Source organism: Stieleria neptunia, assembly GCF_007754155.1.
GTDB classification, from domain to species: domain Bacteria; phylum Planctomycetota; class Planctomycetia; order Pirellulales; family Pirellulaceae; genus Stieleria; species Stieleria neptunia.
In genome coordinates, this window is sequence record NZ_CP037423.1 from 405188 (window position 1) to 431508 (window position 26321).

The 26321-nt window shown below is 59.4% G+C and carries 20 protein-coding genes; 13 read left to right on the plus strand and 7 right to left on the minus strand.

What is annotated here, in order from left to right; translation table 11 throughout:
* The first annotated feature begins 84 nt into the window (after nucleotides 1-84).
* The 4 genes from Enr13x_RS01455 to Enr13x_RS01470 all read left to right on the plus strand — a co-directional run bounded on the left by Enr13x_RS01455 (nucleotide 85) and on the right by Enr13x_RS01470 (nucleotide 4560).
* A complete protein-coding gene (locus Enr13x_RS01455) occupies nucleotides 85-1158 on the plus strand; it encodes a hypothetical protein (RefSeq protein ID WP_145384372.1) in 1074 nt (357 codons plus the stop codon).
* 291 nt (nucleotides 1159-1449) lie between these two features.
* Nucleotides 1450-2301, plus strand: a complete 852-nt coding sequence (locus tag Enr13x_RS01460) for a cysteine peptidase family C39 domain-containing protein (RefSeq protein ID WP_145384373.1) — start codon at nucleotides 1450-1452, stop codon at nucleotides 2299-2301.
* A 126-nt stretch (nucleotides 2302-2427) separates the two neighbouring features.
* Nucleotides 2428-2937 (plus strand): cytochrome c nitrite reductase small subunit, encoded by a 510-nt coding sequence (nrfH, locus tag Enr13x_RS01465; RefSeq protein ID WP_145384374.1) that lies wholly within the window; start codon nucleotides 2428-2430, stop codon nucleotides 2935-2937.
* A 51-nt stretch (nucleotides 2938-2988) separates the two neighbouring features.
* On the plus strand, nucleotides 2989-4560 hold the full coding sequence (locus Enr13x_RS01470; RefSeq protein WP_145384375.1) for an ammonia-forming cytochrome c nitrite reductase subunit c552: 1572 nt from the start codon (nucleotides 2989-2991) through the stop codon (nucleotides 4558-4560).
* A gap of 108 nt (nucleotides 4561-4668) precedes the next feature.
* Here the strand turns inward: Enr13x_RS01470 and Enr13x_RS01475 are convergent, their stop codons facing one another.
* Entirely contained in the window at nucleotides 4669-6141 is a 1473-nt protein-coding gene (locus Enr13x_RS01475) for a TlpA family protein disulfide reductase (protein ID WP_197455698.1), read from the minus strand.
* A gap of 155 nt (nucleotides 6142-6296) precedes the next feature.
* On the opposite strand from Enr13x_RS01475, the gene Enr13x_RS01480 reads away from it, so the two are divergent.
* The 4 genes from Enr13x_RS01480 (at nucleotide 6297) to Enr13x_RS01495 (ending at nucleotide 12559) form a co-directional block, all read left to right on the plus strand.
* Entirely contained in the window at nucleotides 6297-9848 is a 3552-nt protein-coding gene (locus Enr13x_RS01480; RefSeq protein ID WP_145384377.1) for a GEVED domain-containing protein, read from the plus strand.
* 343 nt (nucleotides 9849-10191) lie between these two features.
* Nucleotides 10192-11643 carry a sulfatase family protein gene (locus tag Enr13x_RS01485; protein ID WP_145384378.1) on the plus strand — a complete coding sequence of 484 codons (1452 nt, stop codon included), beginning with the start codon at nucleotides 10192-10194 and terminating at the stop codon, nucleotides 11641-11643.
* A 216-nt stretch (nucleotides 11644-11859) separates the two neighbouring features.
* The gene (locus Enr13x_RS01490; protein WP_145384379.1) at nucleotides 11860-12099 is read left to right on the plus strand and encodes a hypothetical protein; all 240 of its coding nucleotides are present in this window, start codon (nucleotides 11860-11862) and stop codon (nucleotides 12097-12099) included.
* Between the two features lie 130 nt (nucleotides 12100-12229).
* Nucleotides 12230-12559, plus strand: coding sequence for a nucleotidyltransferase (locus tag Enr13x_RS01495; RefSeq protein ID WP_197455699.1), 330 nt, complete (start codon nucleotides 12230-12232; stop codon nucleotides 12557-12559).
* Between the two features lie 174 nt (nucleotides 12560-12733).
* Here Enr13x_RS01495 and Enr13x_RS01500 read toward each other — a convergent pair whose 3' ends face one another.
* Entirely contained in the window at nucleotides 12734-13150 is a 417-nt protein-coding gene (locus tag Enr13x_RS01500) for a hypothetical protein (protein WP_145384381.1), read from the minus strand.
* A gap of 383 nt (nucleotides 13151-13533) precedes the next feature.
* On the minus strand, nucleotides 13534-14916 hold the full coding sequence (argH, locus tag Enr13x_RS01505) for an argininosuccinate lyase (RefSeq protein ID WP_145384382.1): 1383 nt from the start codon (nucleotides 14914-14916) through the stop codon (nucleotides 13534-13536).
* 132 nt (nucleotides 14917-15048) lie between these two features.
* On the opposite strand from argH, the gene Enr13x_RS01510 reads away from it, so the two are divergent.
* Nucleotides 15049-17805: a hypothetical protein gene (locus Enr13x_RS01510; protein WP_145384383.1), complete on the plus strand. Its 2757-nt coding sequence runs from the start codon at nucleotides 15049-15051 to the stop codon at nucleotides 17803-17805.
* 48 nt (nucleotides 17806-17853) lie between these two features.
* On the opposite strand, the gene Enr13x_RS01515 is transcribed toward Enr13x_RS01510, so the two are convergent.
* From Enr13x_RS01515 to Enr13x_RS01525, 3 genes are all read right to left on the minus strand, one after another.
* Nucleotides 17854-18831 (minus strand): type II secretion system F family protein, encoded by a 978-nt coding sequence (locus Enr13x_RS01515; protein WP_145384384.1) that lies wholly within the window; start codon nucleotides 18829-18831, stop codon nucleotides 17854-17856.
* A gap of 58 nt (nucleotides 18832-18889) precedes the next feature.
* The gene (locus tag Enr13x_RS01520) at nucleotides 18890-19861 is read right to left on the minus strand and encodes a type II secretion system F family protein (RefSeq protein ID WP_145384385.1); all 972 of its coding nucleotides are present in this window, start codon (nucleotides 19859-19861) and stop codon (nucleotides 18890-18892) included.
* Between the two features lie 89 nt (nucleotides 19862-19950).
* On the minus strand, nucleotides 19951-21267 hold the full coding sequence (locus Enr13x_RS01525; RefSeq protein ID WP_145384386.1) for a CpaF family protein: 1317 nt from the start codon (nucleotides 21265-21267) through the stop codon (nucleotides 19951-19953).
* Between the two features lie 319 nt (nucleotides 21268-21586).
* On the opposite strand from Enr13x_RS01525, the gene Enr13x_RS01530 reads away from it, so the two are divergent.
* Nucleotides 21587-21841 (plus strand): hypothetical protein, encoded by a 255-nt coding sequence (locus Enr13x_RS01530; protein WP_145384387.1) that lies wholly within the window; start codon nucleotides 21587-21589, stop codon nucleotides 21839-21841.
* A gap of 55 nt (nucleotides 21842-21896) precedes the next feature.
* Here the strand turns inward: Enr13x_RS01530 and Enr13x_RS01535 are convergent, their stop codons facing one another.
* A complete protein-coding gene (locus Enr13x_RS01535) occupies nucleotides 21897-22904 on the minus strand; it encodes a Gfo/Idh/MocA family protein (RefSeq protein WP_145384388.1) in 1008 nt (335 codons plus the stop codon).
* Nucleotides 22905-23562: 658 nt separating this feature from the next.
* Here Enr13x_RS01535 and Enr13x_RS01540 point away from each other — a divergent pair.
* From Enr13x_RS01540 to Enr13x_RS01550, 3 genes are all read left to right on the plus strand, one after another.
* Entirely contained in the window at nucleotides 23563-23964 is a 402-nt protein-coding gene (locus tag Enr13x_RS01540; RefSeq protein WP_145384389.1) for a thioredoxin family protein, read from the plus strand.
* Between the two features lie 422 nt (nucleotides 23965-24386).
* Entirely contained in the window at nucleotides 24387-25265 is an 879-nt protein-coding gene (locus tag Enr13x_RS01545) for a UDP-N-acetylmuramate dehydrogenase (protein ID WP_145384390.1), read from the plus strand.
* 76 nt (nucleotides 25266-25341) lie between these two features.
* Nucleotides 25342-26253: a cell division protein FtsQ/DivIB gene (locus Enr13x_RS01550; RefSeq protein WP_145384391.1), complete on the plus strand. Its 912-nt coding sequence runs from the start codon at nucleotides 25342-25344 to the stop codon at nucleotides 26251-26253.
* The last annotated feature ends 68 nt before the right edge of the window (nucleotides 26254-26321 follow it).

Consider the following 26321-nt stretch of genomic DNA (forward strand, 5'->3'; position numbering starts at 1 on the left):
GTTTTGGCATTCACTTTGCATCGTCTCCTGTCATCGGGGTTGCAGCGTGCAACTCCAATCCCGCACTCTAAAAGGAGACCCACTATGAATACGACCAAGAAACGCATGATCTTTTCTGCCGCACTGGCCGCCGTCTTCGCGATCCCGGTTGCAGGTGTCCGCGCCGACGAATTTGGTAGCAATACACCGTACTACGAAGACGACGCGTGGTACGACGTCAGCGAGTGGTTCGACGGCAACGACTACAACCCCACCGACGAAGCGATCGGACGCTGGGATGACGAGGTGTTTACCTTCACCGACAACGCAACCAGCACGGACTCGGACAACGATCGCGGTCTTTTCTACGGTGACTACGGGTACAACGACGGCACCGATTCCGATTGGTTCTACGACTACTACGACGACGGGTACAGCTACTGGGGCAACCGGTACTTCTCGCACTACTACGACACCAATGACGATGGACTCTACGACGCGTACGCCTCGTACACGGACACCGACGGTGACGGGTTCTATGAGGACTTCAACTATTACGCGTTTGATTCCCAGTCCGATGGCCAAGACCAGTCGAAAGAACAGGCCAAGAATCAGCAGAAGGAATTGAAGTCCAGCAAGCGGAGCGTTTCCGGCAACGTCGCGGAGACCAAGACGGTGCAGGTGCGAGACCGTGAGCACTTAGTCGCAATGGTCAACACCAAGCAAGGAGATACACTTGCGGTTGATCTTGGACCGACCACGGAAGAAACCTCGCTGACCAAGGGCGATCAATTAACCGCGTCCGGTCATCCATTGCAGGTCGGCGACAAATCGATTCTGGTCGCCACGGATGCGTCGACGAACGATGGCAGCGTGCAGATCGATCGCCACGGCAAAAAGTACAAAGGAACGATCGAAAAGACGAAAACCATCGACATCCGCGGCGTCGACCACACGTTGGTCAAAGTCAAAACGTCTGACGGAAAGACAATGATGGTCGACTTGGGGCCCGCCAAAAACCGCCAGTCGAAACTGAGCGATGGCGCCGAGATCACCGTTCAAGGTGTCCCGCTGAAGGTCAACGATCGAGTCGTCTTGATGGCCCGCAAGATCACGCAGGATGGCAAGTCGACCGAAATCCATCGCCGAACGCCCAGTTCCAGCAACAGCACCAGCTGATCCGAAACCCGTTGACGAGCGTCCGTAGGAAGTCGAGTTCGGCGATGCCCGTCGTTCGATTCGAAGTCACATCCGCATCCAGGACGCCAAGTCAATCTGCGTCTCCTTTCGCTGCCGCGGGCGCCGCGTTCTTTCGCAACGCTTGCGGAGCGAAAGGTGGGGATGATCCAGAACTGGGTTGCGTCGAAAATAGGACGCGATCCAGTTCATTGATTCAAACTGGACGTCCCGAACTCCTCTCTTGTTACACTCCTCTCCTAACGAACTCCTCCCCCCCAACGAGCCGAACCGATGGCAACTGATCTCTTCGTCGCGATCGTGGTGATGACCGTTGTCTCGCTCGGCAGCGGCTTGCTGGCCGGTTGTTGCGTCTACTCGGACAAAGGACAACGGACGACCGCAAGTGTTGCGATCGCGGTTCTCGCGACGGTGATCTTCCTGTTCTACGCTTCGGGACAACTCTTCTGGGCAAAGTGGATTCCGGCATCGGCGTCCATCATCTACACGAACTTGGCCGCCATCTTTGCGGCCCTGGCTGCCGGATGGGCGTGGAGACTGCCGAACGTGTCTGCCTGGCGACGCATGATCATGTCTGCACTACTCGCCACCGCCTCGCTGGCCGCGATCACCTGGCCGCTGCTGTCGATTGCGCTGCGACCGCCACCGCTTGGCGGCGATCGATGGGAAAACGGAGTCGCGATGCAAACCTCTTGGGCAACTTGCAGCCCGGCTGCCGCGGCAACCTTGTTTCGAGCCGAGAGGATCGAGGTGAGCGAGTCCGAGATGATTCCACTGTGTTTGACCGATTCCAGCGGCACACCGACGTTGGGCCTGTATCGCGGTGTTAAACTGATCGCCGCAAAGAACGGTCGTGAATTGGAAATCGTCGATGGCACGATCGATGATTTGCTCAGCGATGACGACTGGCCGGTGTTGCTGGCCGTCGAATTACCCTACGGCGTCGACGACCGTCGCTATGTCGAACAATGGGGCTGGATTCCCGGGATGGGCCATTCCGTTGTCGCATTCGGCCGAGCGCCGACCGGCGAACTGTTGATCGGCGATCCATCGGTAGGACTTGAACAATGGTCCACCTCTGACTTGGACGTGTTATGGCACGGTGCCGGGCTCCGTGTGAAGTGATCGATCCTTCTCCGTGAGACGGTCGCGTTCCACCACCTCGGTTGGTTGCGTTATGATGGGCAACGATGTGGTGGAGTTTGGGGTTGATCGTGCTTCAACGAAAGCGGGCCGATGGAAGACGCGAGCATGGATAATGGAAACGAGCCGGAACTCGTCGCCCACCAACAGGGGAAGAAACGACCGCGGTGGTTTTCTTCCGGATTGATCTTGTTGAGTGTGTTGGTGGGCATTCTGATCGGCGTCGGCACGTTTACATTCGGATATGGCAAGGGCGCAAGCTACTTGAGCAACGATCCACAGATGTGCGTCAATTGTCACGTCATGCAGGACCACCTCGATTCCTGGCAGCATTCCAGCCACCACCATGTTGCCGTCTGCAACGATTGTCATTTACCCCACGACGCGATCGGCAAGTGGGTGACCAAGGCCGACAATGGGTTCTTTCACTCGCTGGCCTTCACCACCGGGGACTTCAAAAACCCGATTCAAATCAAGCCTCGCAATAAACGCGTCACCCAGAGCACGTGTGTTTCGTGCCACAAAGACTTCGTCCACGCGATGCTTCCGGTGGCTGCCGACGCCCAGACTCAGTCTTGTGTTCACTGCCACGCCGACGTCGGTCACGTCCTTCGCTGACGCTGGCCATCCACCTTTCACTTCCCGATCCCTTCCCTCGGTCTTGTTGAGATGACGAAGAATCAATCGCGCGGCATCGTTTGGTTGGCGACACTCACCTTGTTGGTCGCCTTGGCGACCGTGGGCGTCGTCTCCGTCTTGGTCAGCATCTTTGAACACAAGCAGGAGGCACGTGCGCCATTCGTCCGCTTGGTGGAAGTCAATGAAATCAGCACCGATCCCAAGCCTTGGGGCGTCAATTTTCCTCTGCAATACGAATCGTACCTGAAAACCGCCGATAGCGAGCGGACGCAATACGGCGGCAGCAACGCATTGCCGCCCAGTAAACTGGAGCAAGACCCGTGGCTGAAACGGTTGTTCGCCGGTTACGCATTCAGCATCGACTATCGTGAAGCTCGGGGCCACGCCTTCATGCTCAGCGATCAGGAGGTCACCAAACGGGTGACCGATGTGCAGCAGGCAGGCGCCTGCTTGCATTGCCACGCGTCGATCGTGCCGACATACCGGCGGATCGGCATGGAAAAACTGGGAGAACAGGTCTCTGCAGAAACGTTGGGTGAGTCGTTTCACCAGGAAGCGGTGATGGAGGGTTTTCGTGCGGTCAGCCAAATGAAGTACGAAGAGGTGCACGCGGAAATCGAGCAGACGCCCGATGCGATCGCCGATCCAGAATCGTCAGATCCACACTTGGGTGGCGCCCACCCGGTTTCCTGTGTCGACTGCCACGACCCGGAAACGATGGCGATCCGCGTGACACGCCCTGGTTTTATCCTCGGCATCGACAAGCTTGCCAAGAGCGACGATCCGGTGCCGCACCTGCCCAGCATCCAAGCGTGGCGTGATGCCGGATCCCGGGGAAGCTACGACCCCAACGTCCATGCCAGCCGCCAAGAACTCCGATCCTTCGTTTGCGGCCAATGTCACGTCGAATATTACTGCGCCAACAAAATGACGCTGACGTTTCCGTGGAGCAATGGGCTGAAGATGGAAGATCTCGAGCAGGAATGGGAACAGACCGTGTTTCCCGACGCCGAAGACGGCAGCAAGGGAGGCGAGTTCTACGATTACGTTCACAAAGAAACCGGCACCAAGGTTTTTAAGGCTCAACACCCCGAATTCGAATTGTGGAGCCAGGGGATTCACGCCCGCGCAGGTGTCAGCTGCAGTGATTGCCACATGCCTTATGAGCGACAGGGGGCAACCAAGGTCAGCAGCCACTGGGTCCGCAGCCCGATGCTGAACATCAACCGGGCCTGCCAAACATGCCACAATGTTCCCGAGCAAGAACTGCAGGCGCGGGTTGACATCATCCAGGGACGCACGCGTTCGCTGATGGATCGTGCGGCGGCGGCGATGACGGATATGCTTGACGCCATCATCGAAGCTCAGTCGGCCGGTGCCAGCGAAGAGGAACTCGCGCCGATCCTCAAATTGCAACGCAAAGCGATGTGGCGTCTGGATTACATCAGTAGCGAGAACAGCAAGGGATTTCACGCCGATCAAGAAGCGGCCCGGATCCTGGCCGAATCCGCCGACTACAGTCGCCAAGCTCAAGCGGCTTGCTACAGGTTGACGGGAAATTCAAAACCCGACAAAGAATCCGTCGCCGACGCAACGGAGTGAGCCCGTGCCGGTAAACGGGCTCGATCAACGAGCCCGCGAATCCCTTCACCAGTGGGATGGGCTTCCAGCCTGTCATTCCAACGTCGACAGGCTGGAAGCCTATCCCACTTATTTTTCGTCGTCGCCGAGCAACTTGCTGATCTTGGAGTGGATGGCGTCGGCCGTCGCTTGTCCGGCACCGGTCTTGACCAGTTGCACGATCCCCTGGCGGTCGATCAACACCACATGCGGGATGCCACGGACGGCAAATTCGCCGGGCATTTTACTTCCTTCGGGCGTCACCAGGACGGGATGTTCGAGATCGTGATGCTCCAGAAAGCGGGCGAGCGTGCGGCGTTCTTCTTCGGGGGTGACGTCTTCCGAGGCGCGGGAGGCGCGTTTGGTTTCTTCGTCCCAGCGAAAGTTGTAGTACTGCGTGACACCGACAATTTCGAAACCGCGATCGGCGAATTCCTCACGCCACTCTCGCAAATGCGGAAACGTTGCAATGCAAGGTCCACACCACATGGCCCAGAAGTCGAGCAGCACGACCTTTCCCTTGAGCGTCTCCGGGTCCAGTTCGATGACGTTGACCCAGGCATCGATTTCCCAATCCGGTGCGGGTTTGCCAACGAGCGAGGCAACCGGTTTGGCCGCCGCCATCCGCTCGCGGTGCAGCTCGATTCGACGAAGCGTTGCCTGGACCGATCGATTCTTGATCGCAAAACGAGCCAAACGCTTCGACACCTTCTCGATCCGCTCTTGGGTCGCGGCGGGATCCTCTTGTTTCCAGGTGGTGATCATCATCAGCTGCACCTCGGCAAAGTCGTTTTGCAGAGCGGTCGACTGGGGATAGTTTTCGAGGGCCACTTCGACCGCCTGGTCCAATTTTTCGATGTATCCGTCACGCCACGGATCGTTGCCGCGTTCGTCGCCGGTTAGCTCGCGAAGTGTGCGGACGTAGGTTGTCATCGACACTTCGTCTGCATCGGCGGATTCATTGATGCCGCGCAAACGATTGATTTGCATCTCGACCAACTCCTCAGCGGCTTCCGTCTCGCCCGCGTCCACCATCATCTGAGCTTTGAGAACCGTCAATTGCGACAGCGGCAACAATAACTCGAAATTCGATTCGGCCGGCGCGTCGCCGAAAGCCTTCAACGCGTCTTCGACGGCCGACCGTAGGGCTTCATCGTTGCCCGATTGATCGGCGACCTCCCGCATACTTTGGATCGTCATCCAGGCACCGAACAGATTCTTGCTCTGGTCGGCGCGTTTCAGGTAGAAATCGAGCAGTTTGCGAAATTGTGCGATCGCTTTCTGGTCATCTTGCTGGTCCGAAAACCGCGATGCCAGACTGTGGCGAAGCACATGATGGTCCTCGGAATCGGGATTTTCGGCGATTTTCGAATCAAGAAACTCCACCGCGCCCTGCAGATCGTCGTCCATCCGCTCGCGCAGTTCGGCGTGCAGCATTCGAAAGGCATCCAGCCCCGGGTCCTGTGCGCGGAGCAGCCCAATGCCTGGCAGCGTGCAGCAAAGGTAAATCACGAAGCCGACAAGGGCCGCTGGCAGCACAAAACGATTGCGAAAGCGAAGCATGATCATCAATTCCTGCCGGGGCATCAGGGGGACGAAGGAGTCATCTTAGGCCTGCGGCATCGTCCAGAGCAAGCAGATTCCTCGGGCGCCAACTATGCTAGACTGCCCAGCTTTGTTTCGCTTAGAGACTCTATTCCGTGTTCGATTCGTATCGCATGAACAACCAACCACGTCGTCGCCCTGTCAACCAAAATGCCCTGGCCACGAAACGTCGTGATCAAAATCCACTGACGCTTGAATGGCTCGAACCGCGACGATTGCTTGCTCAATTGTTGTTGTCCACGCCGGACGCCATGGAAAACGACGACCACGTGACCATCAATGTCTCTTTGGCGGAAGCTCAGGTTCAGCCCGTGGAAGTCCTCTTTGACACGATCGATTCCGGCGCGGTCGGGGGACGGGACTTTGTGCCGGTGACGGGTCAGCGACTGACGTTTTCACCGGGCCAAACGGTCAAGTCGGTCGACGTCGATTTACTGGACAATGCACTGCGCGACGGGGATCTCAGCTTCGGCGTGCGCGTCGCGATCGTCGATGACGATGGGGGACGCGTGGTCGCCGACCAGCAAGGGTTTTCGCCACCCGGGGATCTGTTTGTCGATTGGCTGGAAACGAGCCCGGACGGATCCATGATCGTTTATGGTGCCCGACGAACGACATCCCACGCGATTCTCTCGGTACCAACCGACGGTTCGAGGGCTCCCATCGAGTTGGCACGCTATGATGACGATTTTTACAAAACCGTTCAGACACACCGATTTTCTGCCGACGGCCAGTGGCTGATCTATTCGGGTGACCTTGAGACCGATGGAAAATCGGACGTCTACATCGTCCCTGCCGACGGATCGATGAATCCGATGCGAGTACCGAGCGATCTCAGTTCGGGCGTCTTGTCGAGCTTCACCTTGGCTCCCGATGGCGAACGCTTCGTGTACAGCTGGACGCCCGACGGTGAAGATGCATCGATGATGTACTCCGCCCGGCTGGATGATTCCTCGCCGGCTATCCCGATCAACAACTTGCCGCCGTTCTATGGCACCGTCGATTTCACGCCCGATGGCAACTCGATCGTGTTTCAGAGCCGCAACGGTGACGATCTGCGGCATTATGTTGCTGCGATGGATGGATCGTTCGAGCCCAGGCTGGTCGCCGCCGATGTACCGGGAAGCACTTGGGGTCTCGCCGGGACCATCAGCCCCGATGGCCAGACGTTGGCGTTCGCAAAACGCGACCCGAATTCCTCTCGGATCAGCAATCTATTCACATCGCGACTGGACGGCCAAGGGGAATCGAAACGAGTCGCGTTTGACATCGGAAGCTCGTCCTTTCAGTTTTCCTCCGATGGAAAATACCTCGTTTACCGAATGGACAAGGGAATCGAGGCGCCGCACGAGTTGTTCACCGTTCCCGTCGACGGTTCCGCCGAGCCCAAGATCTTGCATCCGGAATTGACCGGTTCGCAGTGGGTGGAGCACGGTTTTCGAGTGATCGGCGAAGACGTGCTGTTCCGATCCAATTTTGAAAACGAATCCGACGGGTATTCAACGTATCTGGTACCGAGCGATGGCTCCCAGCCTCCACGCAAATTGCTCGACCCCATCGAAGGCAGGGCGATCGACAAGATCACTCTGTCACCCGACGGAAAACACATCGTCTTCCAGGCCATTGAATTCCGTGATCCGGAGGACGACCTGGTGGAAATTTTCAGCGTCCCACTGGACGGTTCCCAGCCGCCGAAAAAGCTCAACGGCGACTTCGTGGTCGGCGGAGCGATCCCTCGCTTTGCACCGTTCCTTTTCAGCACGGACGGACAAGATCTGTACTATTTCGCGGATCAACTGGTCGATGATCAGCTGGAGTTGTTCGTCGTCCCGGTCGATGGTCGGTCCCAAGCGTCGCGGATCAACCCACTGCTGCCGAGTGAATTTGATGTCAGCTGGACAGCCGTCGCTGCCACCGAGACGGGCCTTGCCTACGGCGTCCGGCAGGGCTCGTTTGCTCCCCACGTCATCTACAGCAGTCAGCTCCATCAATCCGGCGAAGTTCAAATCTTCGACGACGAAGGAGAGGTCGCCGATTTCGGCGATGCCCCCGAAGGATTGCCCGATGGGCTCGGTCAATCTTACCCGGTGACACTTTCGCAAAATGGTGCCCGGCACAACGTCACGGAACTCTTCCTGGGTGCGGGTGTTGATGTCGATTCCGATGGACACCCCACCGCAACCGCTGATCATGATGACCAGAACGAGCCGGACGAAAACCAGGGCGTGCGGTGGTTGAGCAATTTGCTCGTCACACAGACGGACACGCTGACGACCATGCAAGTGACGGCATCACAAGCAGGGAAAATCAGTATCTGGATCGACTTTGATCGCGACGGCGACTGGGGTGATCGAATCGATGAAGTCGTGATCGCACAAGACGTCCAAGCCGGCGAAAATTTGATCCCCCTGACCATCCCGGCCGGAGCCTTCGCAGGCCCGACCGCGGCCCGAGTTCGGCTCAGCACCGCCGGGCAGACTTGGCCGACGGGGGCGGCAGCCGATGGCGAAGTCGAAGATTACTGGTTGGATCTCATCGATGCCAAATCCGATCCAGTACCACTCGCCGTCAACCTCATTCATCCGGACGGCTACCTGAAACTGATCGCCGACCACGTCATCGTCGGAAACGGCCAGGAACCGCCGATCTTTCAGACCGAAGGCGATTTCTCACAACTCGACGTCTCGATGCCCGCCGCCGGCGACTCCTTGACCATTGAACTTGGACAACAGCCGAACCATCAAATTTCCATTCAGGGCAATGGCGAAATCAATCGACTCGCGTTTCGCGATCTTGACCGAGCCAATCAACAACCACTGGTTCTGGATTTTGGCGCAACCGGCGATTTCCAAACCGACAACATCGAGATGCTGGACATCGCCGACTCCGAGAGAATGCAACTCCTCGTCGAGGATTTGGCATCCATCTCAACGGCACAGAACCTGACCGTTGTCGCCTCCTCGCGGGAACAACTGCGGTTCAATGACCGATCGGTTTGGCGGATGGGAGATGCGTTCGAGCAGGAAGGCAAGTTTTATCGTCAAATCGTTGCGCCCGGGACCCTCTTAAATCCCATCATGGTCGACGTCCCAAAACCTTGGCAGAACGTCGTCGAGACGACAGATGTGAATAACGACGGCTCAACGTCGGCCATCGATGCGTTGATCGTGATCAACCGAATCGCCAGAGTTCCTGAAGTCACGCTGCCTGATCCGTTGAGCCTAACTCAATGGCCCGGCGACTACTACGATTCCAACGGAGACCAGATGATTTCTCCGCTGGATGCTTTGTTCGTGATCAACACCTTGGCACGACAAGCCGAGGGTGAGCGTGCTGCAGAATCGGAACAAGTGACGCCGACCCTCAGCCCGATCTCCAACCTGATCACCGATCATAGTTTCCTCCCCGCGGTCCCATCGGCAAAGGAGAGAGACGCGAGCTCGGAGACGACTTGGCGGAAAAACATTCAAACAGACAACCGAACTGGGGCGGCACTGCGAACGCTCGATGCGGGTCACGATCATCAGACTCAGCGGCATGACGATCAACCGATCTCCGATGGGACCCACACAACATCCGAGACGGAGCATCTGGCCCGAGAACAATTGAGCCTTACCTGGGCACAGTCCGTCGACCGCGCGCTCGCGACAGGTCTGCTGAACTAAACATTCGCGCCACGCAAGATGCCAGCGGGAATCCTCAGCGAGCGACAAAGTCATCACTTCGAGGCCTGATAGCGCCCTGGCCGCCCCCATCAAAGCGAACGGGTTTTCCTATACCCACCAAGCTGCCCTGTCTACCAAAAAGGTGTCGGACACCTTTTTCGGCGGCCGCAGATCGATTGGCCCTGGATTGGGCGCAATCCGTCGATCGTGCGATCGCCACAGGCCTGTCGAGCTAAACACCGGGCCACGCGAGGAATCGAAATCACGCGGGGAGATTTGCGAATGTAGAATGGTTGCCGATTGGACGTTGAGATTCATTTTAGACGCGTTGTGAGGATTGAAAATGCATCACCTGTTCCTGTTTCGCCGACTCGGCGCGGTCGCCATTTTGTTGGCCTTCGCGGCTGGGGCCTTGGGAAATGATCGGCCGAACATTTTATTGATCACGGCGGATGACCTGGGACTGCAACTTTCTTGTTACGGTGACACCGTCGCCAATACCCCAAACATCGATCGTCTGGCCGACCAGTCGGTACGCTTTCAAACCGCTTACGTCAGCCAGGCCTCGTGCAGCCCCTCGCGCTCGTCGATGTTCACCGGACTTTATCCGCACGGGAACGGACAATACGGGTTGCTGAACGCCAACCTCGGCTTTCGCGTTCACGAACCACTCGTCGATGCATTGTTGCCCAACGTCCTCAAGGGCCATGGCTATCGGACCGGCATCATCGGCAAACTGCACGTCGGCCCTGAAAAAGCATTCGCCTTTGACATGCGACACGGCGAAGGGTTCGGCGGCCGAGACGTCCGGCTGCAAATCGATTTCGCACGCGAGTTTCTGACACAGTCCGGCGACGAACCCTGGTTCTTGATGTTCAACCTGTTCGATCCGCACGTGGCGCGACAGCGGTTGCCCGACGGCCGCCGCGGACCGCAGTTCTTTCCCGACTCGGTCAAGGGATTGCCGACGAAGGTGCTCGGCCCCGATGACGTCGCGGCTTGGCCGTGGCAACGGATCGACACGCCGGAGCAGCGACAAAAGATCGCCGGCTATTACAACTGCGTGCACCGCATCGACGCGGCCATCGGGATGCTGGAATCCGTGCTGCAGCAGACCGGCAACTGGGACAACACGCTGATCGTCTTTCTCGGCGATCACGGCCCGCCGTTCACGCGTGGAAAGACCAGTTGTTACGAATCCGGGCTCCGCGTCCCGTTCCTGGTCCGTTGGCCCGGCGTCTCGCAGCCCCATGCCTCCGATCGGCTGGTCAGCAGCGTCGACATCTACCCGACGATCATGGACGCGGCCGGGATTGAATTGCCGTCACCGATGCACGGCCGCTCACTCCGCGGCGTCTTAAAGACGCAGAACGAACCGTCCGATTGGCGGAGCACGTTGGTCGGCGAATTTCATTTCCACGGCGCGACACCGTTCTTTCCACGACGAGCGATCACCGATGGAAGGTACAAATTGATTCACAACCTGCGGGCGAGCGAGACGACGGCCTCAGAATCGGTCGACGGAGATCGCGCCTACGCCGAAGCACAAACGTTGCCAGAAGACCACCCGGCGCGCGAGGCAATGCAGCGGCTTAAACATCCGCCGGAGTGGGAACTGTACGATCTAGAAACCGACCCGGTTGAATTCCAGATCCGGGCCGGGGACGCCGAATTGGCGAACATCCAATCGCGACTTCAGCTTGCGTTGCAGCAGTGGCAAGAGCAAACCGAGGACCCCTTCGTTGACGCTGAGTTCCGGAAATCGATTGAAGAACGCTACAAGCCGAGCCCATAGAGTGAAGCTGCGTGTACGCGCAGCAGATGGAGAGATGGCAGAAAAATGGTGGGCAGGAAAATGAAAGGACGGCCGCCAAGATAGACCGCCAGAATCACTGGCAAATCAGCAATGTGGTCTTCATTCGCAGAAAACAGCGCATCTCGATGAGCCCACCGGCGTCGGCCGCCGGAGCGCTGGATGACGCATTCGGGTCGGACGGTCTATATTGTAGAAATGAGCTTTGCACCCAAACACGACTTTCACCAATTCGAAGCTGCGATCGCGATGGCGCGTCTAGACGTTGAACGGCAGGCGAGTCCGATGCAGAAGGCAGAGCGTTTCGCTGAATTGGTCTCCCTCTCCCGGTGCGCAGAGAAACCAGATGCGCTCTTGGTCGATCGCCAGAACCGGTGGCTGATCGAAAAACTTCCGATTCGGCTTCGAGAGATTGCAGCGTTCAACTCGGAAGATTAGGCGTTGAAACAAATGTTGATCGAGGTGCTGGCCAAATTCGCAGGCGAGTTGGAGAGGCGAAGCTTTCGCTACGCGTTGATCAGCGGACTTGCCGCTTCGATGAGGGGGCGGATTCGAGCAACGGAAGATCTTGACCTCATTTTACTGTGCAACTTGGATCAGGCATTGGCTTTGGCGCGGTCACTTGGCAATCGGTCTTTCTGGGTTTGAGAAAGAAATCGTCGAACGGGCAGATCCGATTATCGTTGAGGGGCACGAAATTTTCGTGGCGACTCCAGAGGATCTGATAGTGCTGAAGGTTCTGGCGGGCCGTCAACGAGACCTGCAAGATGTAAAGGGCATCGTGGAAATTCAAGGCGAGCGGCTCGATTGGGGATACTGTCTCGCGGCTGCAAAACGCTTAGAGTCGGCTGTCGACGTTGATTTGGTGCAGCAAGTAGAACGCCTTCGAACCAGCTAATTCGATGCTCCGGCGGCCGATTCCGGTGCAGGTTCTGCAGTTCGTGTTGCGTGTGTTCTATTGATCCTGAATTTGCGGTGTTTCGGAAGCGGAAAGACTGATTAATCGAGAAATGGGAGCACGGTCGCCTTAGACGAATCGGCGCCCCGGGTCTCTCCCAGCTTGAACACCGTTTCACACAGGTGCGCTGGCTGATTTTGCGCGAACGTGTAGGACGACTAAGGCGATGAAGGCAGCCAATGCGATGTACCGGATCACGCCGGCTTCAAAGACGACGGTTGCGCATCCGAGGATGGTCGCCAAGAAAACGTAAAGCGTTCGGTCGATTACCTTTTCACGACGACCCGTGGTGACGAGTGCGATGCTGTAGCAGAGCCAGGACATGGCGAACAGAAAATTGACGTACACGCCCCAACCCGCGCGTATTCCAGTCACGCGGAATGACTCGCGGGCCGTCACCTCGATCGCATCGCGATGGCTCCATTGATGGACGAATCCGTAGCTTGCCGCAATATGAATGCACAACAACAAGGAGCCCACCAACCACAGCCATCCGTAAGCCGCTTCGACTGCTCGGGGACGCGTCGGCAAGGCCGTAGATGCCTTGCCCGGTCTTGCGGACAGTAATCGACAAAATGCTCCCGCAAACCACGCAACGCAAGCCAACCAAACGGAAACCCGAACCAGCAGGAACTCGAACATCACAGCGATGATATTGCCAAATTCGAGGAATCGATCAACCTGGATTGTACATCACAATTTGGCAATCTCGGAACTGACGGTGGTTGGTCCAGCCATCGCTTCGAAGGGTCCCGCGATCGATAGGACCAAGAGGACAAATGGGACCCATGTGTCCTCTATGTCCTATAGGTCCCATTGCACGGTTGTTATCCCGGCGAGCAACGTACGACCGATCAAACGGGGCGAACCCACCGATGGCACGCGACGTCAGCCGCGGATGACAGGCTGGAAGCCTATTCCACGTTCAGCCGCTTGGTCCAGGCGGTGACTTGGTTGCGGACTTGGGTCGGGGCGGTCGAACCGTAGCTGGTGAAGGCGGCGATGGCGTTCTGGGTGCCCAGGACGTCTAAGATCGACGCGTCGACTTCGGGGGCGTGTTGTTGCATCGTCTCCAGCGGCAACTCGGCCAGCGGGACGTCGGCGGCCATCGCGGCGCCGACGATCGCGCCGACGGCGTGGTGCGCCGTGCGCTGCGGCATGCCTTTCTTGATCAACCATTCCATCAGCGTCGTCGCGTCCAAGTAACCCTCTTCGATCCGCGCCGCGATCCGTTCACGCTGCAACTCGCTGCCGGCGACGATCGGAATCGCCAGCTCCAGCATCGCGATGATCGTGTCAAAGGAATCGAACAGCGGCGGCTTGTCTTCTTGCAGGTCGCGGTTGTAGGCCAGCGGCAGATTCTTGACCAACAACATCAACGTCTGCAGATTTCCCATCACCCGCGCCGACTTGCCACGGGTCAGCTCCAGCGTGTCCGGGTTGACCTTCTGCGGCATGATGCTGCTGCCGGTGCAGAACTGTTGCGGGATCTTGATGAAGTTGAATTCGACGGTGCTCCACAAGATCCATTCCTCCGCCCAACCGCTCAGGTGGGACGCGATCATGGACAGCACAAACGCCGATTCGAGAATGAAATCGCGGTCGCTGCTGGTGTCCAGGCTGTTGGCGGTGACGCCATCGAACTGGAGTGCCGCAGCGGTCTGCTGGCGATCAATCGGCAGCGTCGTGCCGGCGACGGCGGCCACGCCCAGCGGCGATTGATTGACACGTCGCCGGCAGTCGGCGATCCGATCGCGGTCGCGTTGGAATTTTTCGATGTAGGCCAGCCAGTAGTGCGGCGCGAGCACCGGTTGGGCGCGTTGCAGGTGGGTGTAGGCCGGCAGGATGACGTCCATGTCACCGTCGCATCGGCTGAGAAACGATTTTTGCAACGCCTCCAGCAAGCCGTCGACCTGGTCGAGTGCTTCGCGGATCCACATCCGCGCGTCGGTGCTGACCTGGTCGTTGCGGCTGCGGGCGGTGTGCAGTTTTCGGCCCACGTCGCCGATGCGGTCGATCAGCGCCGACTCGATGTGCATATGAACATCTTCCAGTTCCAGCCGGACCGGAAAGTCGCCGGATTCGAATTCCGCTTCGATCTGCTTCAAAGTGTCGCCAATGGCCGCGAAATCTTTGTCGCTGATCAGGCCGACGGTCCGCAGCATGTCGGCGTGGGCGATCGAGCCCCGAATGTCTTGGCGGAACAAGCGGCGGTCGAAGCTGATGGATTCGGCGAACGATTCGAGTCGGGCATCGGTGCTGGCCTCGAAAACACCGCTGCGAGAGGGGCTATCCACGGTCTGGCTATCCAAAAAAGGTCGTGTGGGAGATAATCAGTGCTGCGGAACAGTATCGCCAAGTCCTGGGTCGATGACGACCCGGCGGACGGACGCGAATTAGCCGTGTGATTTTCTCTCCAGGATTTTCTGATGCGTTGTATGCGATCCACGTTCGTGCTGCTGTGTGTGTTGTGCTCACAGATGCTCGCTTCACCGGCGGCCGACGCGGTCGATGTGTTGGCCTCCGCCGTGCTCGCGCCCGGAGAACAGCTCTATGGCATCGCGACGATCGAGTTACCGTTGGCCGCCCCGATCATCGGCCAGGCCCCTCGGCCGTTGACGGTCAGCAGCGATTCGGGGCGCGTTTTTTATCCGGTCAGCGAGGACGTGGAGGCCCGGATCATCCCCCCGTCGGAGCGGCCGGTGCCGCAACCGGGCAACGGCCGACTGTTGGGTCGGCTGGGCAATCTGCTCCGCGAGATCACCGACACGGACGCGCCGACGAGCCAGATCATCGCGCGGCGGGCGACGTTCTTGTTCAAGGGCGAAACGCCGCTGCGGGTCCGCGTGGCCGACGGCTTGGGTGACGTGGGCGTGTATGAATTGAAACCGACCCGCGACGCGACGGTGTATCGTGTGGCGTTGGCCCGTTGGTGGAACACGTATGCGGCCAACGCGAAAGAACAAATCGACGCCGGCGATTATCCGCCCTGGGTGGAAAGCTACCTGGTCGCGATGCTGAGTGGCAGGACGGACAACGCGTTGCCGACGTGGTTCACCGAAACCACGGACCACGGCGATCCGTTGTGGGCGACGCTGAAATACTTGGGCGGGGCCGAAGCGGTCACGCAAGAAGTGTTTCGTCGTACGTCGGCGGGGCTGACCGATGTCAATCTGCCGGCCAAGCAGCGTCACGATGTCGCGGCGATGGTGGCGCTGCCGGCAGGCCCACGATGGAAAGCCCCGACGCTGGGGCCGATCGATGAATCGGTGGTCACCGAACCGATCGCGACGCGGGTGCCGACGGAATGTTTTTATCTGCGGTTTGGGCAGTTTTCCAATTACCTGTGGTTCCTGGATTTGGCGGCAGAGTACGGCGGCGACGTCGGCCGCATGGTCAAACTGCGTGGGACGGAAGTTCAAGCGACGGCGCAATTCCAGCGACAGATTTCGGTCAAAATCAACCAACTTTCCCGGACATTGGGCCCCACGGTCGTGCTGGACCAGGCGGTGATCGGACGCGACCTGTTTACGTCCGACGGCGCGTCGATGGGGGTGATCTTAAAATCGGCCAACGCGTTTCTGTTGCGTTCGTCGTTGTCGTCGGACCGTTCCAATCGCGCCCGCGGCGATGAGGCGGTGACGTTGAAGACGGTCAAGATCGCCGGGCGTGACGTGTCGTTTCTGTCCAGCGCGGACAATTCGGTACGCTCGTTTCTGGCCGAAGACGACGGCTATTTCTTGATCACCAACAGCAAGACGCTGGTGCGACGATTTTTTGAAGTCGGCCAGAGCGGTGAATCACTCGCCGCGACGGACTCGTTTCGTTTGTCGCGGTCGCTGGTGCCGACGACACGTGACGATACGATCTTTGCGTACTTCTCGCCCGAAATGCTGCAAGGTTTGGTTTCGCCCCAATACTTGATCGAGCTGCGGCGGCGGTCCAGGGCCGAAAGCGATGTCGCCCTGGTTCATCTGGCACGACTGGCCGCGACGGCCGAGGGAGTCAGCGCCGATGGCGATTGGGGATTGGGCGTCGAGGAGCTGATCGAAAAGGGATTTTTGCCGCTGTCGTTCGGCAACCGCAGCGACGGCAGCGGCGTGATCTCGGTCGGCGATCAAGTGATCGACACGCTGCGCGGCGTCCGGGGAACTTTCGTGCCGATCGCGGACATCGAGATCGAATCGGTCACACAGCAGGAATCTGATTGGTACACGCGGATCGCCAACGAATACAGTGAACGATTCCCGCAGATCGACCCGATCATCGTGGCGTTGCGTCGCGAAGACATTCCGGGCGACGACACGCTGGAACGGATCTCGATCCACGCCGAGATCGCTCCGCTGACCCCGGAAAAGTACGGCAAGTGGGCCAAGCAACTCGGTCCGCCGACTTCGGTCGCGATGCGATTTGCACCCGACGACATCGTCTCCGTCCAGGCCCACGTGGCCAGCGCCCAGATCGGCCCGCCGACTCACCTGTTCGCGGGCATCAAGGACACGTATCCGCCGGCACCGGACCAGTTTGACGGAATCCTGAAGACCTATTGGGCGCTCCGCGAGTTGCCGGCGTACTTGGGGGCATGGCCGCAACCGGGGGCGCTGGACCGATTGCCGCTGGGGCTGGGGCGTGGTCGACCGGTCGGCCCCGGTCTGTCCAAACTGCTCGGCGGCTTGTACCGATACAGCGGCGGAGGCTTTAGCGTGCTGTCGTTTCAGCCCGAGATCCTCAACGCCACGCTGCCGTTTTTGGAAGCGACCGACGTGGGGCAACCGGCGACGGCCCGCGGACGCGTCGGCAGTTTGCTGGGCAGCCAGTTGGAAGGCTGGGTCAACAACGAGCTGTATCAGAACGCGGCCCAAGCCAGTCGGGCGGGCGCGGAGTTTTTGAATCTTTTCTCCGAGCAACTGCATGTCGGTCCCGACGAGGCGATCGAGCAGGTCACGTTGGTGCTGGGTGTGCCGCTGCAATGCCCGTTGGGGGGCCGGTACGAGTATGACCCGATCGAAAAACGTTGGCAGAGCACGGCTTGGAACGGCAACGAACCGCTGCCGACACCGCCGGCCGACTACGTCGCGCCGTTGTTGAATTGGTTCCGCGGCGGAACGTTCACGATGACGCAGTATTCCGACCGCCTGGTCGCCGACGTGGAGATCACCGTCGCGCGGGGGCTGGTTACTGAGTAGGTCACGCTGTGCGTGACGGTTGGTATGCACAGCATACCCTACACCTGCCTACTGACTGAGCATGTTGCGGTACATGCTGATACCGGCCGGGCCGACGAGGACGACGAAGATGCCGGGGAAGATGAACAGGACGAGCGGGAAGATCATTTTCACCGCGGTCTTGGCCGCTTTTTCTTCGGCGATCTGACGTCGTCGCGTTCGCATCGCGTCACTTTGGACCCGCAGCGCCGCGGCGATGGAGGACCCGAATTTGTCGGCTTGGATCAAGATCGACGCGAGTTGTTTCAAGTCATCGACACCGCTTCGAAAGCCGAGTGCCTGGAGCACTTCGCTACGTGATCGTCCGAGTTGAAGCTGTTTGTTGGCGATGCCAAATTCTTCGCCGATCTCCTTGTGACTCTTTTCCATTTCGTCGGCGACTTTCCTGAGCGCCTGGTCCATCCCCAGGCCGGCTTCGACGCAGACGACCATCAAGTCGAGGGCATCGGGCAGACCGAGGAAGATTTTTTCCATCCGCTTTTTGGCCATCATCCCGAGTGTGAATTTCGGCACCATGAATCCGATGATCAGTCCGCCGCCGACTTTGATGATCATGTCTTGGCCGAAGCCGTTGGCGAACAGTCCGTAAGCGCTGCCGATGAACAGTCCGAGCGCGGAGGCACCGAGTTGGATGGTTTTGTAGACGATCGGTGCGGCTTCGCGTCGGAAGCCGGCGTTCATCAAGATTTCGCGGAGCTGGCCCATCTCTTTTTCGTTCCCGCTGACCTTATCCGCCAGCGGCGTGGCGGCTTTTTCCAGGTAGGCGGTCAGGGCTTCGTTCTTTTTGCTGGCGGTGTCATCGCCCGCGGCGGCAGTCGCTTGGCCGGCGCGACGCTTTCGCATCATGTCCAAACGCGCTTCGGCGCGAGGCTTGTCGTCGCCGGAGACACGTGCCAAAACGAACCACATGCCCACGGTCACGAACAGAAAGATCGCACCGGCGGTGACGTAGACGGGGTTGAGCGAAAGGGCTAGCAGAAGGGTCATCGTAAGGATCCGGTTGGCCGGTAAAAGACGGGTCTGACGGTGAAGGGTGGGATTCGGGTTAGACTTTGATCGTGATGATCTTTTTGATCACCAGTGCACCGATAATCTGGGAGATCAATCCGAAGCCGAGCATGTACTGACCGATTTCATCGTTGAACAACATCATCACGTATTCTTTGTTCAAATACAGCATCACGAAGAACAGCACCGGTGGCAGGGCCAGCAGGACGGCACCACTCATTCGACCTTCCCCGGTCAAGGCTTGGATCTGGCCGAGGATCTGCAGTCGTTCGCGAATCAGGTGTCCGATCTTGTCCAAGATCTCAGCCAGGTCACCACCGGTTTGTCGCTGCAGCACGACGGCGGTGGCGAAGAATCGAAGGTCCATGTTGGGGACCCGATCGGCCATGTCTTCGATCGCTTCATCGAGCGGGATGCCGAGGTTCTGTTCTTCGAAGGCGCGTCCGAATTCGCGTGCCAACGGGTCTTCCATTTCTTTGGACACCAAACCGAAACCGGCATTGAGCGAGTGGCCGGCACGCAGCGATCGACCGAGCAGTTCGAGGGCTTCGGGCATCTGGTTGCCGAACTTGGAAAGCCGACGTTTTCGTTTGACCATCAGCCACCCGACCGGCACGAGCGCGAAGACGGGGCCGACAAAGATGGCCAATAACTTGAAGGGACTGGCGATGCAGAGTGCGACGCCGGCACCGAAGGCGCCCAGGCAGATCATGGCGAATTGTGCCGGTGGCATTCGCACGTCGGCCTGGTCCAGATACTCACCCAGACCGGGCAGGCTTTTCATGATGCTGCCGATCAGTCCGGAGGCGTCTTCAAAGCCGCCTTCCATCAGCAACGAACCCGACTCTTCGGCTTGTTTGCCGCCGCTGACGCGACGCCGCGAAGCGATTTGCGCGAGCCGGTCTTCGGTCGCGGTATTGTCACCGCCGGGAACAAGCATGTTGGCAGCAAGTGCCACCAGGGAGGCGACAAAGATGCCGACGGCGATGATGATGACGGTACCGGTCATGTCAGATCAGGTCGTTGAGGTTGCGAGGAGTCGTGGAGTCGTGGAGTCGTAATCGGGCTGGGATGCTGGAGAGTTGGGGCGGGTCGCCCTTAGGCTTGCATCATGGTTCGCTCACGGAACGCGCTGGAGGGCAACCGCACGCCGGCGGATTCCAGTTTGTCCATGAACGTGGGCCGGACACCGGAACATTCGAAGGTTCCGTACGCCTTGCCGTCTTCCCCGATGCCTTTTTGTTCGAACTTGTAAATGTCTTGCAGCACGATCGTGTCTTGTTCCATCCCGACCACTTCGGTGATGGCGGTGACCCGTCGGGGGCCGCCCTGCAAGCGGTTGGCTTGGATCAGCACGTCGACCGCACCGGCGATCTGTTGCCGGATCGCTTTGACGGGCAATTCGAAGCCGGCCATCATGACCATCGTTTCCAGACGGGCGATGGCGTCGCGTGGGGTGTTGGCGTGAAGCGTGGTCAACGAACCGTCGTGACCGGTGTTCATCGCCTGCAACATGTCCAGTGTTTCACCGCCACGACATTCCCCGATGATGATCCGTTCGGGACGCATCCGCAGGGCGTTCTTGACCAGGTCGGTGGCGCTGACGGCACCGTTGCCTTCGATGTTGGGCGGACGGGTTTCCAGCCGCACGACATGGTCTTGTTGCAGTTGCAATTCCGCCGCGTCTTCGATCGTCACGATCCGGTCGCTGTGACCGATGAAGGACGAAAGCGTGTTGAGCAGTGTGGTTTTACCCGAACCGGTACCGCCGGCGATGATGCAATTGAGTCGGGCTTTGATGCAACCTTCGAGCAGCATCACCATTTCCGGGGTGAAGGCTTTGTAGTTGAGCAGGTCTTCCAGCTTCAACGGGTTGCTGCCGAAACGTCGAATACTGACCGCGGCTCCGTCCAGGGCGAGCGGCGGAATGATCGCGTTGACCCGCGAGCCGTCTTCCAAACGCGCGTCCACCATCGGGCACGTTTCGTCGACGCGACGTCCGACCTTGCTGACGATCCGGTCGATGATTTGCAACAGGTGCTTGCCGTCGCGGAACTCCACGTCGGTCTTCTGCATCTGGCCGCCCTTTTCGACATAAATGCTCTTGGGGCCGTTGATCAAAATATCGCTGACCTTGGGGTCTTTGAGGATCAACTCCAGAGGCCCCAACCCGAAGGTTTCGTCCAACACCTCGTCGACGATGCGTTCGCGTTCTTGACGATTCAGCAGGGCATCATCGGCATCACAGAGGTGTTCGATGACGACGCGGATTTCGCGACGCAACGCATCACCCTTCATGTCTCCGACACGCGACAGGTCGAGCTTGTCGACCAATTTGCCGTGAATCCGAGTCTTGATTTCTTCGAATTGATCTTGGCGACTATCCGCTTTGCCGGGCATTGATCGAGTTGCCATATCTGTAGTCTCGTCCTTAGGATTGCGCGATCGCGAGGTGCAGGGTGGGGGAAATCGTGTGGCCTCGCCGTGTCGGCAGGCTGATCGGCCGACTGTCCCGTGCGAGTCGTTTGGTTTGTGCGGGTCATCCGGGCATGCGAGCTCGGCAAAGGCCGCCGAACGCTGGATGCGGGAATGAACCCTGGAAAAACATAGGATGCAAAACCGCGACATCGGCAATCCGATTGGATTTTCTTGCCGCAACTGCACCGCCCGATCGGCAAGCGGTTGACGGACCGAGACGGACCAAACGTGTCCCGGCCGGTCCAAGAATTCGCGCATGACAGCCACCACCGAGCCAACCGAACCGCGGACGCACTCCCGACGCCCTGCAACGCCGTCCCCAACGATCGCAAACTGTGACGCGTTGATCGTCTCGCTGGCCTCGCAGCGTTTTGTGATCGTGCGTCGCGGGGACCCGATCCGCATCTGGTCGGCCGAACAGCTGTGCCGGCCGATCCGAACGCTACGGCCGGGCGAGCGGGTGTACTACAACGGACGGGCCGACACGGTCCGCGCGATCACGGTGTACTGACCGGACGGGCGTTCGCCGGGGGGCGGGCAGTGGCCGCTGGTTCCACCGACACCCGTTACCGTTCACCCGCCACCCTGCCGGCGGGAAGCAGGACGCGTTGTCCCGATTCGTGACTTTGGCGGGCGGCTTGGACCACCGCGGCGGCTTCATAGGCATCGACCAGACCGCCCAGGTCACGGACCAAACTGGTCACGCTGCGATGAAACTGACGCAGCATGCGTTCGCCGACCGGCGATTCGGTCTCCAGCGATTCGACATGGCGGCCGGCATCATCGAACCACACCAGGCTGCTGGGCAGATCGATGAAGGCGACACCGTTTTCGCACTGGATCTTCATCGCCGCCGGCGACCGAAAGCTGGCCGCTTCCTTCCAGCGACTCGGCAGCGTGCCGTCGGTGGCGATCTCCGCGATCACGCCCTGATCGGGCGTGCAGTCGTATTGAAGCATCAGCGATTGGAACGTGTTTTCCTGGCAAACCGAGGTGACGCAGTGCGGGGTTTTTCCGACGACGTAGCGGCACCAATCGACCAGCTCGACCAATTCCGAATCGTCGGTGCGACAGGCCGTCGGCCCGGCGTCGCCGGGTGTCTGGTCGCTGATCGATTGGCGATGCACGCGGATCAGCCGCGGCGGGCCCAGGCGTGTCGCGATCAATTCCTTCAGCCGCAGCGTCGCCGGGGCGAATCGACGCGGCAATTCGGCCATGAACGAAACACCGCTTTGCTCGATCGCCCGCAGCACCGCGTTTTGACGATGCGGATCAAAGTCCAGCCCGGCGGCCCAGTAGACCGCCTTGCCCGCCTGGCAGGCGGCCAGCGCCGGCAGCCAGCCGAGCCAACACTGTTTCAGGATCAACACGGCGTCGATGTCGCAGCGGTAGACCAGACTGCGATAGCCGTCGATCGGATCGGCCTGGAACTCGGCCGCGGTGGATTCGGCTAATTTGGAAATCGTGCTGTAGACCGCACGGACATCGAACCGATCGTCCAGCATGCGGAGTGCCGGCCGGTAGCGTGTTTGCCACAGATCACCCAGCCCGATCAGACCAATTCGAAGCTTCATCAGGTCGACGTCTCAATCGCGGCGGGATCGTGCGGAAATCGGGAGTGCCGCACGACGTTTCGTTCGGCAATGAACAGGTTTGCAAACAACGGCTTCCAACAGGGATTTCCAAACAAGGGCGTGCATCGTTCCATTCTCGCGACAGGTGGACTTTTGTGCATCTGTCGTTTTGGCCCGGCGGGCATCCGTTTGGCACGCCCCAACTTGTTGTCTAACAGCAGCTTAGCGACTGGGCGGCGAATTGGCTCTCGGGTGCTTCAATTTAGCACGATGAACCGCAAATTGATAATCACAGAAATCTAATCAGCACGGCTTGAAGCCGTCCGGGGCACCCATATACTCCGCCCAGTCTACCCGGAGCCTGTTTTCGGAAGCCTTTCACCAGGCGTTCCAGAATGGTCCTGGGGAGGATCAAGGCGAGAATTCGTTTGTGAAAGACGATCTCACCTTAGGGACGATTGTTGGTCACTTGGGCGCCGATCGAGACGGCGAGCCGAATCGACGCGGAAACACGCCGGGTGGACCGACAACGGGAAAACTAGCCCTCGGCGGTTCCTCGTCTGAATGAATCGGCATCTATTCATCACGATTGATTCAAATCACCGACATTGTGTCGCCATCGCCGAACGGTCATTTTGCTTGAAAAAAGGAGCTAGGAATGGTTTCGTTGCTGTTAGCTGTAGTGCTTGGTAGTGTCACGTCGGCATCGCTGAAGACCGATTACGCCGAGGCCTACCGAGAATCGGTCGCGCAGGACAAGCCGTTGATGGTCGTCGTGGGAGCCCCCTGGTGCCCGGCGTGCAACGTGCTGAAACAGACGACCCTGGAGCCGATGGCCCAGACCGGTGAGTTGGACGAGGTCAGCGTCGCGGTGTTGGATCGCGATGCGAACCCCGAGCTGGTCAAGCAGTTGACCAAGGGCGAGCGGATGCTTCCCCAGATCATCATGTTCACCCGTACCGGCGGGGGAGAGTGGAAGCGTCATCAGTTGAAAGGCTTTCAAACACAGCAACCGGTCCGGAATCTGATTCGCTCGGCCGTTTCGTTGGGACGCGGTTGAACGCCGCCCAGGCATTGATTCCCTGCGTTTTACCGGGTGATAGCGGCAGAGCGCCAGTGGCCCGTCGATTGAGTGAGCCGCGACGCGTAAGCGGCCGGGCTGTCAGACGCCCGCCCGAGGCCTTACGGCCAGCGGCTCACCATTGACTCGACAAATCCCATTAAACCGACCGACGGCGAGCCCTCCGGTTCCTCATCGTTGCCGAAACACAGGGGGCTTGCGCCCTACCGCTAACCAATGCGTCACAGCGACGCGGCTGGCGGAATCCGCGGGGACGTCCCCTTTCAGACCATCCAGTGCACTTCGGCGGTGAAGTCGAGCGACTCCGCCTACCTGAAATGCGTCGCGGGCCGTTATGATTTCGCTTGGCCCGTGGCCGTTTCTCACGGGCGACGCTTTCGATTCTGACGTGCTAGCCAACCATGACGATTCCCGAACACCTCCAGCACCTCATCCGCTCCGATGAGCCCCTCGCCCCCTTGGTCTGGCTCGGGATCGGCGGTCCGGCCCATTTTTTCGCCGAGCCGGTGGATTTCGAGCAGATCGTCCAGGTGGTCACCTGGGCAGCCGAAAACGACTTGCCGACACGCGTGCTGGGTTCGGGGAGCAATCTGTTGGTGCGTGAAGCGGGCTTTGACGGTCTGGTCATCACCCTGGGTGCTGCGGCGACGAGCGCGCTCTCGATCAACGGAGATCGGCTGACGGCGGGTGCCGGCGGCAAGCTTTCGCACGCGGTTGTCAAAGCCGTCGGCGGCGGGCTGGGCGGACTGGAACACCTGGTCGGCATCCCCGGCACGGTGGGCGCGGCGGTCGTCGGCAACGTTTCCAGCGGGGGCCGCGACATCGGCTCGGCCGTCGAACGGGTGCGGGTGCTGCAAAACGACGGCACGATCAAGCAGTTTGATCAGGACGAGGTCGGGTTCACGTACCGCAAGACGGCGTTGGACGGTTTGACGATCGTCGAAGTGGATTTCAAACTCGAGGCCGCCGACCCGGTCGCGTTGACCAAACGGCTGCAAAAACTGTGGATCGCCCGCAATGCCGCTCGGCCGGCGGACATCGAGCGGATCGCGATGCCGTTTATCGACCCCGACAGCATGCCGGCGCGCGAATTGATCCAAAGCGTGGGGCTTGCCGGAATTCGCGAAGGCAACGTGGCGCTCGATTCGGCCCGCCCCCACTACCTGGTCGCCCACGCCGGGGCGACCAGCGACGAGTGCTTGAAATTGATCGACCGTGTTCGAGAGCAAGTCTTGCTGCAAACCGGGATCGACTTGCAGCTGAATCTTCAGATTTGGTAAGTCTGGGGGGACGTGCTGCGTGGCCGATCGGAATCGGCCGGCAATGGGGGGCTTTATCCAGGGAAGGTACGGCCGGATGGCCAAGCAAAGCGAGCAAACCGATCATCGCCCGATCCGCAGCATCCTGCGCCGACTGATTCTGGCGCCGGCGGCCTGGTCGTTGATTTGGCCGATGCTGTTGTTGATCGGTTCGTACGTCGCCTATTCACGCTGGTACGCCGAGCATTTCGCCCAGGCCTATGGGAGCGTGGATCCGCAATCGATCACGATTTCCCCGCCCCATCAGTACGTCCGGACCGATTTGGTGGCGGAAGTCTATGACGAAACACGGTTGACGGAGTTGTCGCCGGTCGATCGCAGCGTGACGGCGAAACTGGCGTCGGCCTTTGCCAGCCACCCCTGGGTCAAACATGTCCATCGCGTTCGAAAGCTGCCGTCGGGCAAGTTCGAGCTGGACCTGGATTACCGCCAACCGGTGGCGGCGTTCCATGTCACCGGAGGCGAGAAATGGAAACAGATGATCGCCGAGCACCTAAAAAGTCTCGGCTATCCGGTCTCGGACGTGAACGGCTATCTGCCGCTCGATGGCGAAGGGATGCTGCTGCCGACCGCCGGTTTGACGTACGACGATGCGATGGAATTGATTCACATCGAGGTCTGGGAGCTGTACCCGACCGGCAACGAGGGGACCCCGTTTGGCGACCGCCGCGTGGAGTCGGCGGCGTTGTTGGCCAAGCTGCTCTCGGCCGTCCGCGATCAAATTCGGATCGCCAAAATCACTGTCAGCGGGGACTCACGTTTAAACCTGGTGCCCCAATTGGAGATCACCACCGGCGACAACACGCACCTGTTCTGGGGCAGCCCGCCGGGCATGGAGCAACCGCGGGAACGCGACGCGCGGGCGAAGTTGACCGACCTGTTGAGCGGAAACTTCGTCCCCGGCGGAGACCTCAGCATCGCCGCCGGAAACTCACCGCCGCTGCGTTAGAGCTTGGTTCCGGTTCGATTGAGTCGGGATCTGCGGAGTCAATGGTGAGCCGCTGGCCGTAAGGCCTC

What these genes read in the sequence shown, in the direction of transcription:
- Enr13x_RS01485 (WP_145384378.1), top strand. Translation starts at nt 10,192, where the DNA reads ATGCATCACCTGTTCCTGTTTCGCCGACTCGGCGCGGTCGCCATTTTG.
- Enr13x_RS01475 (WP_197455698.1), bottom strand. Translation starts at nt 6,141, where the DNA reads ATGCTTCGCTTTCGCAATCGTTTTGTGCTGCCAGCGGCCCTTGTCGGC.
- Enr13x_RS01535 (WP_145384388.1), bottom strand. Translation starts at nt 22,904, where the DNA reads ATGAAGCTTCGAATTGGTCTGATCGGGCTGGGTGATCTGTGGCAAACA.
- Enr13x_RS01520 (WP_145384385.1), bottom strand. Translation starts at nt 19,861, where the DNA reads ATGACCGGTACCGTCATCATCATCGCCGTCGGCATCTTTGTCGCCTCC.
- Enr13x_RS01545 (WP_145384390.1), top strand. Translation starts at nt 24,387, where the DNA reads ATGACGATTCCCGAACACCTCCAGCACCTCATCCGCTCCGATGAGCCC.
- Enr13x_RS01510 (WP_145384383.1), top strand. Translation starts at nt 15,049, where the DNA reads ATGCGTTGTATGCGATCCACGTTCGTGCTGCTGTGTGTGTTGTGCTCA.
- nrfH (WP_145384374.1), top strand. Translation starts at nt 2,428, where the DNA reads ATGGATAATGGAAACGAGCCGGAACTCGTCGCCCACCAACAGGGGAAG.
- Enr13x_RS01470 (WP_145384375.1), top strand. Translation starts at nt 2,989, where the DNA reads ATGACGAAGAATCAATCGCGCGGCATCGTTTGGTTGGCGACACTCACC.
- Enr13x_RS01490 (WP_145384379.1), top strand. Translation starts at nt 11,860, where the DNA reads ATGAGCTTTGCACCCAAACACGACTTTCACCAATTCGAAGCTGCGATC.
- Enr13x_RS01530 (WP_145384387.1), top strand. Translation starts at nt 21,587, where the DNA reads ATGACAGCCACCACCGAGCCAACCGAACCGCGGACGCACTCCCGACGC.
- Enr13x_RS01460 (WP_145384373.1), top strand. Translation starts at nt 1,450, where the DNA reads ATGGCAACTGATCTCTTCGTCGCGATCGTGGTGATGACCGTTGTCTCG.
- Enr13x_RS01550 (WP_145384391.1), top strand. Translation starts at nt 25,342, where the DNA reads ATGGCCAAGCAAAGCGAGCAAACCGATCATCGCCCGATCCGCAGCATC.
- Enr13x_RS01455 (WP_145384372.1), top strand. Translation starts at nt 85, where the DNA reads ATGAATACGACCAAGAAACGCATGATCTTTTCTGCCGCACTGGCCGCC.
- Enr13x_RS01515 (WP_145384384.1), bottom strand. Translation starts at nt 18,831, where the DNA reads ATGACCCTTCTGCTAGCCCTTTCGCTCAACCCCGTCTACGTCACCGCC.
- Enr13x_RS01540 (WP_145384389.1), top strand. Translation starts at nt 23,563, where the DNA reads ATGGTTTCGTTGCTGTTAGCTGTAGTGCTTGGTAGTGTCACGTCGGCA.
- Enr13x_RS01525 (WP_145384386.1), bottom strand. Translation starts at nt 21,267, where the DNA reads ATGGCAACTCGATCAATGCCCGGCAAAGCGGATAGTCGCCAAGATCAA.
- Enr13x_RS01480 (WP_145384377.1), top strand. Translation starts at nt 6,297, where the DNA reads ATGAACAACCAACCACGTCGTCGCCCTGTCAACCAAAATGCCCTGGCC.